The sequence below is a fragment of the Burkholderia sp. MSMB1826 genome (genome assembly GCF_001526325.1).
Classification (GTDB): domain Bacteria; phylum Pseudomonadota; class Gammaproteobacteria; order Burkholderiales; family Burkholderiaceae; genus Burkholderia.
Genome location: NZ_LOYN01000038.1, coordinates 18,725 through 34,675 on the forward strand (window position 1 = coordinate 18,725; position 15,951 = coordinate 34,675).

At 64.2% G+C, this 15,951-nt stretch carries 7 protein-coding genes; 4 read left to right on the forward strand and 3 right to left on the reverse strand.

Annotated elements, in window-relative coordinates:
• Positions 1–42: 42 nt before the first annotated feature.
• Positions 43–2,037, reverse strand: a complete 1,995-nt coding sequence (locus tag WS95_RS22520) for a beta-galactosidase (protein WP_059826103.1) — start codon at positions 2,035–2,037, stop codon at positions 43–45.
• 8 nt (positions 2,038–2,045) lie between these two features.
• Complete coding sequence (locus WS95_RS22525; protein WP_059826104.1) at positions 2,046–3,203, reverse strand: ABC transporter ATP-binding protein; 1,158 nt, start codon at positions 3,201–3,203, stop codon at positions 2,046–2,048.
• A 189-nt stretch (positions 3,204–3,392) separates the two neighbouring features.
• Between WS95_RS22525 and WS95_RS22530 the strand changes: the two genes are divergently transcribed.
• Positions 3,393–4,418, forward strand: a complete 1,026-nt coding sequence (locus WS95_RS22530; protein ID WP_059826105.1) for a LacI family DNA-binding transcriptional regulator — start codon at positions 3,393–3,395, stop codon at positions 4,416–4,418.
• A gap of 35 nt (positions 4,419–4,453) precedes the next feature.
• Here WS95_RS22530 and WS95_RS22535 read toward each other — a convergent pair whose 3' ends face one another.
• A complete protein-coding gene (locus WS95_RS22535; protein ID WP_059826107.1) occupies positions 4,454–5,095 on the reverse strand; it encodes a GntR family transcriptional regulator in 642 nt (213 codons plus the stop codon).
• Positions 5,096–5,226: 131 nt separating this feature from the next.
• On the opposite strand from WS95_RS22535, the gene WS95_RS22540 reads away from it, so the two are divergent.
• The 3 genes from WS95_RS22540 to WS95_RS35110 all read left to right on the forward strand — a co-directional run bounded on the left by WS95_RS22540 (position 5,227) and on the right by WS95_RS35110 (position 15,744).
• Positions 5,227–5,703 (forward strand): OsmC family protein, encoded by a 477-nt coding sequence (locus WS95_RS22540; RefSeq protein WP_059826109.1) that lies wholly within the window; start codon positions 5,227–5,229, stop codon positions 5,701–5,703.
• A 525-nt stretch (positions 5,704–6,228) separates the two neighbouring features.
• Positions 6,229–15,450, forward strand: a complete 9,222-nt coding sequence (locus WS95_RS22545; RefSeq protein ID WP_156444567.1) for a hemagglutinin repeat-containing protein — start codon at positions 6,229–6,231, stop codon at positions 15,448–15,450.
• A gap of 9 nt (positions 15,451–15,459) precedes the next feature.
• On the forward strand, positions 15,460–15,744 hold the full coding sequence (locus WS95_RS35110) for a hypothetical protein (protein ID WP_156441776.1): 285 nt from the start codon (positions 15,460–15,462) through the stop codon (positions 15,742–15,744).
• The last annotated feature ends 207 nt before the right edge of the window (positions 15,745–15,951 follow it).

A 15,951-nucleotide genomic window follows, 5' to 3' on the forward strand; every position in this document is an offset into this window, starting at 1 on the left:
TTGTTTGTGCGTGACCGGCGCGCGGCGGCGCCGGGGCGGTTGCTACGAACGGCTTCGATAAACGGCCACGCCTTGCGGCTCGACCCGGGCCGCGCCGACCACGAACGCGGACGGCGGCACCGCGTCGATCGTGTGCGGTGTGTTCGCGTAGTTGAACACGTAAGTCAGGCCGCCGCGCCGGCTCACGCGGACGGCGTCGCCGAGCGGCGTCGGCGCGAGGCCCGCTTCGGCCGCGACATCGGCGAACAGTCGCGTGGTGGTCGCATCGTCGAACGGCGCGGCCCAGTAGTGCAGCGTACCGTGCGAGATACACGCCGGATGGCCGTCGGCGAAGCGCGCGTGCACGACGCTGTGTGCGCCGCCGTCGTTCAATTCGACGAGGTCGCGCCAGTGACGCGCTTCGCCCGCGAACGGCGCGCCGTCGCGCAACGTGCCGTCGATCCGTTCGGTCACGTTCGGCCGCAGCGATTCGACGCGCCATACACGCACGGGCAGGATCGACGCGAGCGGGCCGGGCGGCAGCGCCGGCGGAACCTGCAGGTCGGCGGTCTTCGAGCCGGTGCGCGGCCCGAACACCGCATGCGCGCCCGACGCGGCGAGCCGCGACGCGAAATCGTCCGGTACGATCGGCAGCGGCGGCACGACGACGAGGCGGTAGCCGTCGAGCGGCGCGTGCGCCGACACGATGTCGACGTCGAGGCCGAGCGAGCGCAGCGCCGAGTAGTACTCGAACGCGAAACGTGGGTAGTGGAAATCGGCGCCCTGCGGCTGCACTTCGAACAGCCACTTCGCCTCGTAGTCGAAGACCAGTGCGACCGGCGCGCGCACGGGGCCGCTCGCGTCGGCATCCGCGCCGGCGTCGAGCACGGCGGCGATCTCCTGCGCGACGCGCTGCGCTTCGCGGCCGCCTTCGTCGAGCCGGTTGTCGGGGGTGTTCAGGCCCGCGTGCATCTGTTCCTGCGCGAACGGCGCCTGCCGCCAGCGGAAGTACGACACGCAGCCGGCGCCGTGCGCGAACGCTTCCCAGCTCCACAGCCGCACCATGCCCGGCAGCGGCGCGGGGTTCCAGTGCGCCCAGTTCACGGGGCCCGGCTGCTGTTCCATCACCCAGAACGGCAGCTTCGACATGCCGCGGTACAGGTCGTGATTGAACGACGCGAAATCGGGATGGCCGGTGCGCAGCCAGCGCGCCTTCACGTCGGGCGCGAACCACAGCTCCTCGAGCGCGCCGAGCGGGTAGCTGTCCCACGTCGCGACGTCGAGGTCGCGCGCGACTTCGTAGTGATCGAACTCGGTGAACAGCTGCATGAAGTTGTGCGCGACCGGCCGGCCCGGCGAGTGTGCACGGATCACGTCGACCTGCATCCGGTGATAGCGCGCGAGCTCGTCGGACGCGAAGCGCCGGTAGTCGAGGCGATGCGACGGATGGGCTTCGGTCACGGTGCCCACGGGCGCGTCCACTTCGTCGAAATGGCGATACTCCATGCTCCAGAACACGGTGCCCCACGCACGGTTCAGCGCATCGATCGTGCCGTAGCGCGCCTGCAGCCACGCACGGAAGCGCACGAGCGCGGCCGGCGAGTAGCTGACGACGGTCTGGTGGCAACCCAGCTCGTTGTCGGTCTGCCAGTAGCGCACGGCCGGATGACGGCCGTAGCGTTCGGCGACCGCCGTGCAGATCTGGCGCGACGCTTCGAGATAGGTCGGCGACGAGAAATCGTAGTGGCGGCGCGAACCGAACGTGCGCGGCCGGCCGTCGGCGCCGATCGCGAGGATGTCGGGATGGCGGTCGACCAGCCATTTCGGCGGCGTGGCGGTCGGCGTGCACATCACGATCTCGAGGCCGGCCGCGCCGAGCACGTCGACCGCACGGTCGAGCCAGCCCCAGTCGTATTCGCCCGGCGACGGCTCGATGCGGCTCCATGCGAATTCGGCGATCCGTACCTGCGCGATGCCGAGCGCTTTCATCCGACGGGCGTCGTCGGCCCACATCGATTCCGGCCAGTGTTCCGGGTAGTAGCAGACTCCGAGGCGCATGCCGATCCTTATGCGTAGTGGTGAACGTGGACGTCGGCGCACGCGGGCACCGCGCGGCCGTCTTCGGTGAACAGATGGCAGGCCGCGGCCGGCGCGTGCACGGGCACGCGTTCGCCGGTGCGCACCTGCGCGTCGCCCGGCACCTTCGCGATCAGCGGCGTCGCACCGGGCTGGCCGCACGGATCGAGGTGCACGTAGGTCTGCTCGCCCAGGCGTTCGACGAGCGCGACGTCGCGCGCGAGCGTCGTCGCATCGGGCGCGGCGCCGAGCGTCAGGTGTTCGGGGCGGATGCCGAGCGTCACGGCGGCGCCGGTGCCGAGCGCCGAGCCGTCGCGCGGCAGCACGAAGATTTCGCCGGACGGCACGAGCGAGACGGTCGTGCGATGCGCGTCGCACGCGGTCACGACAGCCGGCAGAAAGTTCATGCGCGGCGAGCCGATGAAGCCCGCGACGAAGCGGCTGGCCGGGTGGTGGTAGAGGTCGAGCGGCGCGCCGACCTGCGCGATGCTGCCGTGCCGCGCGGTATCCGCTCCGGCGTGCAGCAGCACGATCTTGTCGGCGAGCGTCATCGCCTCGGTCTGGTCGTGCGTCACGTAGACGACGCTCGCGCGTTCGAACTGCCGGTGCAGCCGCGCGATCTCGATGCGGGTCTGGCCGCGCAGCGCCGCGTCGAGATTCGACAGCGGCTCGTCGAACAGGAACACGCCGGGCTCGCGCACGATCGCGCGGCCGATCGCGACGCGCTGCCGCTGGCCGCCCGACAGCGCCTTCGGCTTGCGTTCGAGCAGCGCGTCGAGCTGCAGGATCCGCGCGGCGTCGCGCACCTTCCGGTCGATCTCGGCCTTCGGCACGCGCGCGAGCTTCAGCCCGAAGGCCATGTTCTCGTACACCGTCATGTGCGGAAACAGCGCGTAGCTCTGGAACACCATCGCGACGCCGCGCTCGGCGGCCGGCACGTCGTCGACGCGGCGGCCGTCGATCGACAGCTCGCCCGCGCTCAGATCCTCCAGCCCGGCGATCATGCGCAGCAGCGTCGATTTCCCGCATCCGGACGGCCCGAGAAACACGCAGAACTCGTGCGCGCCGATCTCCAGATCGACGTCGCGAATGACCGGCGCATGCTCGCCATAGGCTTTCTGCACGCGTCGCATCGAGATGCTCGCCATTGTCTCCGCTCCATGTTTTAATGCGCCTTACTGCATGATTAAGCGCTTAATCATCGCGATCAAAAAAAGAGGCGACGTGATCGCGGCCGAGTCGCGCCCGTCGGTCGGGCGGCAAGGTGTGCGGCGATAGTGCGCCGCTTCGGTGAGCGAAGCAAATATTGGATCGACGTCTCATATAGTGGACAAACGATGGCAACTCTGGATGAAGTGGCGCGCCGTGCCGGCGTGACGGCCGCGACGGTGTCGAACGTGCTGCGCGACCGCGGGCGAGTCGGCGACGCGACGCGGGCGCGGGTGCTCGAAGCGGTCGACGCGCTCGGGTATCGGCCGCATCTCGCCGCGCGGGCGCTGGCGGAAGGGCGTGCGCCGACGGTCGCGCTGATGGTGTCGAGCATCGCGAACCCGTTCTATCCGGAGTTCGCGCTGGCGGTCGAGCGGGCGGTGCGCCGCAACGGGCAGTTCCTGATCGTCTGCAATACGAACGAAGATCCGTTGCAGGGGCGCGCGTATCTCGACCAGATCGCCGGCACGATCTCCGAAGGCATTCTCGTGACCAATGCGAACCTGCATCTGCCGGATCTGCTCGACGTCGCGCGGCGCGGCGTGCCGGTCGTGCTGTGCCTGTGGGAGCGGCCCGAGGCGCCGCCCGACGGGCTGCCGTGCGTGGCGATCGATTTCCGCGAGGCGGGGCGAATCGCGACGAGGCATCTGCTCGAGCTCGGTCACGAGACAATCGGCGTGATCGTCGGCGGCGCGGCGAGCGGCGTGCAGGCGGCGCGCTATGACGGCTTCGTCGACGTGATGCGCGACGCGGGGCTCGACGCGTCGATCGTCGCGGCCGAACACGATTCGATCGAAGGTGGCGTGCGCGCGGCGGGCCGGCTGCTCGATGCGCACCCGCGGTTGACCGCGCTGGTCGCGACCAACGACCTGCCGGCGATCGGCGCGCTGCATGCGGCGGCCGATCGCGGCAGGCGCGTGCCGGAGGATCTGTCGATCGTCGGCATCACCGACATCCATCTCGCCCGCGACACGCGGCCCACGCTGACGACCGTCACGATTCCGACCGCCGAGGCGGCCGGAATCGCGGTCGAGTTGCTCAATACGTTGCGCGAGGCGGGCGGGCAGGGCGACGACGCGTCGCGCGTGCGGGTCGCGTCGCTGCCGACGCTGACGGTGCGCGGCACGACCGGGCCGGTACCGCACGCGGCATAGCGAAGCGCGGGCGGTCGTGCGCCGCCTCGGCGGCCTCAGCCGCCTTCGACGAGCCGCAGCACGATGCGTCGGGCCGACTCGAGATGCGCGACGGTCATCGCGCGGGCGCCGCGGGCATTGCGTTCGCGGCACGCCTGGAGGATAGCGTCGTGCTCGACCTGGAACGATGGCGTATCCGCGAGCAGCGTGGCCTGCAGGCGCTCGTAACGTTCGACCTGGCTGCGCAGTTCCGCGATCGACTTCAACTGCCGCGCGTTGCCGCAGCACGCATACAGCAACGCGTGGAATTCGCGGTTCAGCTCGCCTTGCCGGCGCGGCACGGTTGCGTCGCCGAGCAGCCGATGCACGAGTTCGGCGCGCGCGAGTGTTTCGTCGTCGAGCCGCTTCACGCTGCGGTAGATCGCATCGCCTTCGAGCAGCACGCGCAAGTCGTAGATTTCCTGCACGTCCGACGCGCTCAGCATCCGCACGACGGCGCCGCGATTCCTGAAGATGTCGAGCAGGCCTTCGCGTTCCAGCCGCTGGATCGCCTCGCGCATCGGAATCCGGCTGATGCCGAACCGTTCGGCCAGATCGCGCTCGACGAGCCGCTCGCCGGCCGCCAGCTCGCCGTTGACGATCATGTCGCGCAGCGACGCGGCGACCGCATCCGCCGTGGAGTCGAGTCTGGTTTCCATGCCTGCATGTTTCGTTGACTTGGAATAATGGTATACCAAACGACGATCCGGTGCCAGAATAGCGGCTACCGGCGGGGCCTCGCGCAACGGCGTTCGGGCCGGTCGAGACACCGACTTCAATGGAGAGCGAGATGGCATCGAGCGAACACACGTATCGCGTCGCGGTGGAGTGGACGGGCAATCGGGGCACCGGCACATCGGGGTATCGCGAGTACGGCCGCGATCACGTGATCCGGGCCGGTTCCAAGCCGGATATCCCCGGCTCGTCGGATCCGGCGTTCCGTGGCGACGCGGCGCGCTGGAACCCCGAAGACCTGTTGCTCGCGTCGGCGTCGGCATGCCACAAGCTCTGGTATCTGCACCTGTGTTCCGAGGCCGGCATCCGCGTGCTGGCCTACGTCGACCACGCGGAAGGCACGATGCTCGACGGCGCCGAAGCGGGGCGCTTCACCGAAATCGTGCTGCGTCCGCAGGTGACGATCCGGGCCGGCGACGATCGCGAACGGGCGGCGCATCTGCATCACGACGCGCATGCGAAGTGCTATATCGCGAATTCGGTCAACTTCCCGATTCGCTGTGAACCGGTGATCGAGTGTGCAGCGGCGTGACGCGCCGGCAATGGACATCAGCACAAGGTCCTCGTTCCGTTGACGCGCTTTTCATGGCGAAGTGCGAGGAGAAATCCAAGCGGTTCAAGCTCTGAGAAATCAACACTCGGTTGTGTCCAGAATTTCCAGAGCAGATCAACTCGGTTGGATGCAGCCTCGCGATAGCGATTCAGATTGTGCGTCCCGAAATGTGTCCGTTCGTTGTGAGAGGATGGATTGGCGACTTTCCATAAATCTCGAACGACTTGTGCAATTCATCGCATATCGAAACGTTTTAATCGAAAACGGAACTCGTGCGTGCAAATGGGTGAGCGAAAGCTGCGCGAGAAATCGATCCGGTTTGTTGTCCGTACGCTTTAGTGGCTCGACCCGAGACGTTGCGGGAACACGTAATTAGACGCGTCCGAAACTTGAAATTTGTGGTTTCCTTTCAACGGTTTGGCAATTTTTGACAGTCATTCGTAATGGTTTCGGTAAGCTCGCGTCCAATAAGCAAACGAATGGACGCGGGCCGCGTCGACGAGAATGAACAAGAATACGCATCGCCTGGTGTATTCCGGGCTTCGGGGTATGGTGGTGGCCGTCGCGGAGACGGCGGCGGCCGAGGGGAAATCGGCAACGGGCGAAGCTCGCGCGCGGCGGCGGGCGCAGCGGCGGTTGTCGACGTCCGGCGTTCGCGTTGTGATGGCGGGCGTCGCTGCGCTCGGCATGCTGCCCACCCTGTCCGATGCGCAGATCATCCCCACGCCGGGCACCAGCACGCAAGTGATCCAGACGCCTAACGGCTTACCGCAAGTCAACGTGGCGCGTCCGTCGAACGCGGGCGTATCGGTCAACACCTACAACCAGTTCGACGTCCAAAAAGCCGGCGCGATCCTGAACAACTCGCCGACGATCGTCAATACGCAGCAAGCGGGCTATATCAACGGCAACCCGAACTACGGTCCGGGTCAGTCCGCGCGAATCATCGTCAATCAGGTCAACAGCAACGCCCCCTCGTTTATCCGCGGATTCGTGGAGGTCGCGGGGCCGAGCGCACAGGTCGTCCTGGCGAATCAAGCCGGTCTTGTCGTAGACGGCGGCGGCTTCATCAATACCAGTCGCGCGACCTTGACGACCGGCCAGCCGTACTATGGCGCAGACGGATCGTTGACTGGCTACAACGTATCGCGCGGGCTCATTACCGTGCAAGGCGCCGGCCTCAATGCGTCGAATGTCGATCAGGTCGACCTGATTGCCCGCGCCGTGCAGGCCAATGCCGCGATCTACACAAAAGATCTGAACGTGATCGCCGGTGCGCAACAGGTCAATCATGACACGCTTGCCGCGACGCCAATCGCCGGTGACGGTCCTGCCCCGGCTGTCGCGATCGACGTCGCGCAATTGGGCGGTATGTATGCCAATAGGGTGTTTTTGGTTGGCAATTCCGCTGGCGTCGGTGTCGCGAACGCAGGGACGATCGCGGCGCAGGCAGGCGACCTGACGTTGCAATCGGACGGCCGACTCGTGCTCACGGGCAAGACGACCGCGAGCGGCAATCTCGCGCTGTCGGCCGCAGGCGGTATTCAGAACAGCGGCACGACGTATGCGCAGCAATCGCTGTCGGCGAACACCGCCGCCGATCTCACGAACAGCGGGACGCTGGCGGCACAGCAGAACACGACGGTAAATGCGGGCGCCATCAATTCGACCGGCACGCTCGGCGCGGGCGTGAACAGCGACGGGTCCGTCGCGCACAGCGGCGACCTCAACGTGACTGCGTCGGGCCAACTGAGCGCAACCGGCCAGAATGTCGCGGGCGGCAACGCGTCGCTGACGGGCGGCAGCGTGAATCTTGCCGGCAGCCAGACGGCGGCGAACGGCAACCTGTCGCTGAATGCGACGGCCGGCGACGTGAACCTGTCGAATGCGACAACGAGCGCGCAAGGGGCCATTCAGGCGAACGCGACGGGTACGGTGATCAACGACCACGGCAGCCTGTCGAGCGGCGGCGGCATGGTACTGACCGGCGGCAACCTGTCGAACCAAAGCGGCAAGGTCTCGTCGCAAGGCGTGCTGTCGGTGAATGTTGCCGGCCAGATCGCCAACCAGTCCGGCGAACTGATCTCCGAAAGCACGGCGGACCTGCACGGCGGCGCCATCGCGAACAACCAGGGCACGATTCAAAGCGCGGCCGGCATGACGGTGACCGGTGCGTCACTGGACAACACGGCGGGACGGATCACGTCGCTCAACGGCGATGGCTTGTCGGTGAGGACGAGCGGCCAATTGACCAACGCCGCCGGTACGACAGCGAACGGCGCGCAAGGCGGCGTCATCGGCGGCAACGGTGATGTTTCGGTCAGCGGCGCAAACGTTGTCAACCGCGGCGCGATCACGTCCAACACGAATCTGCGTATCGCGGGCCACTCGCTCGACAACGGCAGCGGAACCCTGCAGGCCGCGCAGAGCGTCGCGGTGGAAGCCGGCGCGCACTTGACGAACAACGGCGGCTCGATCGTCGGCAAGACGGCCACGGTTAGCGCCACGACGCTCGACAACAGTGCCGGCACCGTGCAGGCCGGTCAGGTGTCGTTGACCGCAACCGACCTTGCGAACCACGGCGGCACGATCACGCAGACCGGTACCGGCCCGATGACCGTCAATGTGTCGGGCACGCTCGACAACTCGAATGGCGGCACGCTGCAAACCAACAGTACTGACCTGACGCTCGCGCCTGCCGCGCTCGTGAACGACGGCGGCACGATCACCCATGCCGGCACTGGCACGCTGACAGTAGGCAGCGGCACAGGTTCGGTGTCGAACGTGGGCGGTTCGATCGCGAGCAACGGGCGCGTCGTCGCGCAAACCGGCGCGCTGAACAACACATCGGGCGCGTTCAACGCGCAGACCGGCCTGACGGCAACCGTCGGCGGCACGTTGAACAACGCGAACGGCAAGCTGCTGTCGAACACGGATCTGAGCGTCACCAGCGGCACGCTGACGAACGACGGTGGTCAGATCGGTGCCGGCACGAACGCAACGGTCCACACGGGCTCGATGACGAACCAGGGAGGGTCGATCGTTGCACCGGATCTGTCGGTCACGGCCGACTCGACGCTGGACAACAGTGGCGGCAAGCTCGAGGCGAATCAGCTTGCGCTGACGGCTGCGAACCTGACGAACCACGGCGGCACGATCACGCAGTACGGATCGTCGGCAATGGGCCTCAACGTCAGCGGCACGCTCGACAACTCGGCCGCCGGCGTGATCCAGACCAACAGCACGGACCTGACGCTCAAGCCGGCCGAGTTGAACAACGCGGGCGGTACCATTACGCACGCCGGCACGGGCACGCTGACGATCGCTCCGGGTACCGGGACCACTGCGGGCGCCAGCGCGCTGAACAACGCGTCGGGCACCATCGTGACGAAGGGGCAAGCCATCGTCAACGCGGCTACCTGGAACAACGCGGGCGGTATTCTTGCCGCGCAACGCGGCCTCAATGCGACCATCGCCGGCGACGTGAACAACGCGCAGGGTTTGCTGCGATCGGACGCGTCACTGTCGTTGAAGAGCGGCGGTGCGCTGTCGAACCAGGGCGGCCATGTCCAGGCCGGGCAATCGACTGCAGGCGACACCAGCACGCTCGACATTCAATCGGCGTCGATCGACAACGCAGACGGTGCCATCGTCGACCTCGGCGCCGGCAAGATGACGGTGCAGGGCGGCAGTCGGATCGCAAACAGCCATGCAGGCGGCGTGTCGGGCATGGGCGCCATTACCGGCAACGGTGACGTGACGGTGGCCGCGGCGTCGATCAACAACACGCAGGGTGGTCAGCTCAGCGGTGGATCCTTGCATGTCAACGCGAATACGCTCGACAACAGCGGCGGCAGCATCGGCAACGTCACGAACTCGAACGGCGACGTGAACGTCACGACCACCGGCGCGATCACGAACACCAACGGCCAGATCAGTTCTACCCACGACCTGTCAGTCGCGGCGGCCACGCTGCAAGGCGGCGGCACGTACAGCGCGACGCACGACGCCAACGTGAATCTGCAAGGCGACTACACGGCGGCGCCCGACACGCAATTCAATGTCGGTCACGATCTCGCGTTCACGTTGCCCGGCACTTTCACGAACAATGCGAACCTGCAATCGGTCAACGACCTGAGCGTCAACGCGGGCAACATCGTCAACGTGGGCGCCCTGACTGCCGGCGGCCTGCTGCGCACGCACTCGACCAACCTGTTCAATACCGGCGCGCTCGTTGGCGCCCGCGTTTCGCTGAATGCGACGAACACGATCTCGAACCTCGGACCGACCGCGTTGATCGGTGCATCGGACAGCAGCGGCACGCTCGAAATTCTCGCGCACGACATCGAGAACCGCGACGACACCACTACGACCGATTCGATGGCGACGACGGCGATCTTCGGCATGGGCAAGGTCGTGCTGGCAGGTGGCAAGGACGCCAGCGGCAATTACACGAACGCCGCGCTGGTCAACAACGTATCGGCGCTGATCCAGTCCGAAGGCGACATGGAACTACACGCGGACAAGGTGACGAGCACGCGGCGCGTGATGAAGACGACCACCAGTCAGATCGATCCGACATTGCTCGCGCAGTTCGGCATCAGCATGTCCGGATGCGCGGCGTATTTCGTGGGGAATTGCACGGGGCAGACGAGTTACGGTATCCAGGACCCTACACCGGACCAAGCGGCAGAACTGATCAAACAACCGGGCGGCTTATTCATTTCGCCGCCTCATAGCGGTCAATGGAACAGCAGCTATCAGTTCACGACCTACTATGCCGACAGCGCGACGGCGACGACCGTGACCGACATCAGCCCGGCCGCACAGATCGTGTCGGGCGGCAAGATCGATGCGTCGTCCGTCGGCACGCTGCAAAACTACTGGAGCAACATCGCGGCAGTCGGCGACCTCAAGATGCCGGGGCACTACGACGCCGACGGCTGGGCGGCGTCCGGACAGAAACTGCCGGGCGTGACGGTCTCGTACTCGGGCCAATACCACTACAACAACTACGACAATTCCGAACACGACTGGCAGTTGCCGTTCGGCAATGCACCGTTCGTGACCGGGCGTCCGGGTGGCTTTACGCAGGCAGCGCCGGCATCGATCAAGGATTACACGCTGCCGGGTTACTTTTCGACGCTGAGTTCGAACGGCACGATCTCGGGGACGGGCGTCAGCGTCAGTAACACGGCGGCCAACGCGTCGATTCCGTCGCTCGGCTTGTTGCCAGGGCAGTCGGCGCCAGGGCTTACGCCCACCAATCTGAGCGGTAACGCAAGCGGCGCTAAATCGGGTGCATCGTCGGTGCACGGCGGTCAACCGGCGCCGGTCGATCCGATCATCGCCAGCGCGACGGCGCTGAACGTGCTGAACAATCTCACGATTCCGCAAGGCGGGCTGTACCGGCCGACTACCGCGCCGAATGCGAACTACGTGATCGAGACGAATCCGGCGTTCACGAACCAGAAGAACTTCATTTCGAGCGACTACTTCTTCGGGCAGCTCGGCGTCGACCTCACGCATATCCCGAAGCGTCTTGGTGACGGTTTCTACGAACAGCAACTCGTGCGCAATCAGGTGACTGCGCTGACCGGCAAGGCGGTGCTGGGGCCGTATGCCGACTTGCAGACGATGTACCAATCGTTGATGACGGCTGGCGCGGATCTGTCGAAGTCGCTCGATCTTCCCATGGGTGCGAGCCTGTCGGCCGAGCAGGTGTCGAAGCTGACCAGCAACGTGATCATGATGGAAACACAGGTGGTCGACGGGCAGTCGGTGCTGGTGCCGGTCGTGTATCTCGCGCACGCGAACCAGCAAAATGTCAACGGCCCGTTGATCAGTGCGACGAACATCGATTTCCAGAATGCACAGTCGTTCACGAACAGCGGCGCGATCAAGGCGGACAACACGCTGGCGATCCAGGGCAAGCAGATCGACAACGCGTTCGGCGCGCTGCAAAGCGGCGGGCTGATGGCACTGAAGACCGAGAACAACATCGACCTGACGTCGGCGAATGTAAAGGCCGGCAGCCTTCAGCTCGATGCCGGCAAGGACCTGATTCTCGATACGGCGACGAAGACGAATACGCGCGTGAGCCGCGACGGCGCAACGAGCGTGGTGACGACGCTCGGGCCGACCGCCAAACTGGATGTTGCGGGCAATGCCTCGATCGTCACCGGCGACAATTTTCAGCAGAACGCGGGCAACCTGTCGGTCGGTGGCAATCTCGGGATGAACGTCGGCGGCAACTGGGATCTCGGTGCGGTGCAGACGGGCGAGCACAAGATCGTGCAGCGGGCGAACGGTGTGTCGAATACCGACATCAACAAGGTCACCGGTAGCTCGGTGACGGTTGGTGGACAGTCGAACGTCGTCGTGGGTGGCGATCTGACGGCGAAGGGTGCGCAGATCGACCTCGGACAGGGCGGTACGATCGCAGCCAAGGGTAACGTGACGCTCGGCGCGGCGAGTACGACGTCGACGGTGAACAGCAACAGTTCGGGCAGCGACAGTCACGGCAGCTCCGCGGATACGCAGCACACGTCGGATCAGGTGCTCACAGGCACGACGCTCAAGGGCGGCGACACGGTGAACATCGTGTCGGGTAAGGACATCACGCTCTCCGGCAGCGCAATCAGCCTCGACAAGGGCAACGCGAACCTGCTGGCGGCCGGTGACGTGAATATCGGCGTGGCAACCGAGATGCACGAATTGAACTCGCACGAAACGCATAGCCACAGCAATGTGGTGAGTGGCGTGAAGGTTGCGAGCGGGATCGATCAGACGATGACGCTCAATCGCGGCAGCCTGGTGTCGGCGGACGGCGTGAACATTGTCAGTGGAAAGGACGTCAATGTTCAGGGCAGCACCATCGTCGGAACGAACGACGTAACGCTCACGGCAGCGCGCAACGTGACGGTGACGACGTCGCAGGACACCTTGCAGTCGTCGAGCTACTACAACAAGAAGGAATCCGGACTGATGTCGGGCGGGGGCCTGTCGGTGTCGGTGGGCAGCAGTTCGCTGAAGACGACCAGCCAGACGACCGAGGTGTCGAACAACGCCAGCACGATCGGTTCGCTGAAGGGCAACCTGAGCATCACGGCTGGCAACGATCTGCACGTAACCGGCAGCGATCTAATCGCAGCGAAGAATCTCAGCGGGACAGGCGCGAACGTGACGATTGACGCGGCGCAGGACAAGAACCACCGCGGTGAAACGCAGGAAGTTTCCAAGAGCGGCCTGACGCTGGCACTGAAGGCGCCGGTGATCGACGCGGTATCGAATGCCGTTGGTCAATCGCGTGCGTCCAGCAATAGCCAGGATGGTCGGGCAGCGGCGCTGCACGGGATGGCTGCGGCGAGCGCCGCGTGGGATGCGAACATGGCTGCGGGCGATGTGGTCCGGGCGCTGGGGGCGGGCGAAACGCCTCAGTTCAAGGTCGAAGTCAGCGTCGGCAGCAGTCACAGCAAGAGCGCATTCTCCGAAGGCAGCGTGACGAATCGCGGTTCGAATGTGAATGCGGGCGGAACGGTGGCATTTGCGGCAACGGGGAACGGGCAACCGGGTAGCGGTAATGTGGCGATCGTTGGTTCGAACGTGAACGCAAACGACGTGATCCTGGCAGCGAAGAATCAGGTCAATATCACCAATACGACCGATACGGATTCGACGCGTAGCACGAATGAGTCAAAGAGCGCGAGCGTGGGGGTTTCCGTCGGCACGGGCGGGTTCGGTGTTTCCGCGGCGATGTCGAAGGCGAACGGCGATGGCAACAGCGATCTGGCCACGCAGAACAATAGCCATGTAAACGCAGCAAACAATGTGACGATCATCTCTGGCGGCGATACAAACATCATCGGCTCGAACGTGAAGGGCAATAAGGTGAACGCCGACGTGGGCGGAAACCTGAACATCGTCAGCGTGCAGGACACGTTGTCGAGCGCGGCGCATCAGTCGAGTTCAGGCGGGGGCTTCAACATCAGTCAGGGTGGCGCCAGTGCGAGCTTCAGCCAGAGCAAGGGCAACGCGTCGGGCACCTATGCGGGCGTCAATGAACAGGCCGGGATTCAAGCAGGTGACGGCGGTTTCAATATCAACGTCACCGGTAATACCGACCTGAAGGGTGGGCTGATCGCAAGTCAAGCCGATGCGTCGAAGAATTCGCTGACAACAGGTTCGCTGTCCTTCTCGGACGTCCAGAACCAGTCGCACTACGATGCGAGCTCGAGCGGCTTCAGTGCAGGTGCGACGACCGGCGATGGGGGGATGAACTACAGCACGCACGGCAGCACGTCGGGCAAGAACGCGGGCGGCGCCGCGCCCATGCTTGGCCAGAACGACAGCGGTAGTGATAGCGCGACGACGAAGAGCGGCGTGAGTGCGGGGACGGTCACGATCACGGATTCGGCGAACCAGAAGCAGGACGTCGCCAGCTTGAACCGCGATACGACGAACACGAACGGTACGGTCGCCAAACTCCCCGACATGCAGAATCTCTTGAGCAATCAGGCGGACATGATGGCGGCGGCCAGTGCGGCGGGTGAAGCCGTATCGCGTCGGATCGGGGACTACGCGGACAAGATGATGAAGGACGCCGCGGCGAACGGTGATCAGGCGGGCGTCGACGCGTGGAAGGAAGGCGGAGCGAATCGCGCATTGATGCAAGGTGCCGGCGCGGCGCTGGTGACGGGGTTGGCGGGAGGCAATGCAGTAGGCGGTGCCGCCGGTGCGGCGATTGCATCGATTGCGTCGGGCAAGCTGAATGAGTTGAGCAGTGCGATCGCGGGCAGCGATCCGACTGGGAACGCCAATATGAACCAGGCATTGGGCAACATCGTGGCGAACGCGCTTGCGACGGGGGCGGGTGCGGCGGTGGGCGGTGAGTCGGGGGCGTTCTCTGGGTACAACGTCGATCGGTTCAACCGGCAGCTTCACCCCGACGAAAGACAGTGGACGAAGGACAAGGCGAATGACTTCGCGAAGTTCTATGAAGAAAAGACCGGAAAGGCACTCACTGCGGAGCAGGCGGAGAATATGCTGCTCGCGAACGGCTATCGTTTGGTGGATGCGGCGGCAAGCAAGGGGCCGGGAGGGGACGCAACCGCGGTGGCCTATATCAGTCAGAACGGTGGCGGGCTGTTCCATGCGACGTCGGCGGAGTACAACAGTCCGTTCTTGTCTGGAAACAAGGATGGCACGCTGACACCCGAGCAGCGAGCTTTGCCCGGATCTGCGGCAAACCCGACAGCAGGACTGCTGATCGCTGGTGGTCTCGTTACCGCGGGCCTCGCACCGGAAATAATTGCTGGTGGATCGGCAGGGGTATCGTACGCGCAAGACCTGTTTGCCGCCTACAAGGCTGCGCAGGCAGGGTATTCGCTAACGACGGCGGCTGCAACTGGAGCGGCAGTTTCCGGTGGCATCTATACGGGCGTAGCTGCGGCCAGTGCTGGGGTAGCTACATTGAAAGGGAACAACTTCTACGAGAGTTTTAATCAGAATTTTTCACTAGCCGGATTGGCGACCGCAACGACATTTGGCGCATATAATTCTATATTTACTACATCTATGTTGGGCTGGGCGGGAATTCCTAATTCGATCATGAATGTCGCAACTATTCCAGGGTTTGTGATCCGTGGAGTCGGGCTTGCGCTAAGTCAAACGGCTGGTAGAGCAGCGCAGGCAGTTGTGAAATCTGGTGAGCCTCATAAGCAATAAGGAGTGGGAATGTCGCTTGAATCCATAAGTGGTCTTATAGGAGGATTCTTCGGCCCAGTTTTCGGAAGGATTCTCGGGAAATTTCGTCTCTGGAAGGTTTTCTTCGCATCAATGTTGCTTATATATCTTGGATTATTTGCGGCGGGGATTGTGGTGGTTGGCTTCAAGGCTACAGTATCTAGATTCGGTGAATTCCTTACGCCTTTCGCGTTGCTTGTATTTGTGGGTTTGTCTGCCACGGTCACTCTCGTTGCTTTTTTAGGGCATACCGCACAAAAAAACCGAGAGAACTGACCGACCTGCACTCCTATTGGTCAGGGACTGCCATGTTGGGTTAGATCATAGGCGGGTTGATTGACGAAATGTTCAGGACACTTGTGGGTAAGGTGCTTGGGAAGTTTCGCCTCTGGAAAGGCACTCGTGCGTCTTTTTTGAATCCCATTCTGATGGGGAATTTATTGGTTAGATTTAAGAAGGCGCTCCCATATTTTCAGAAATGAA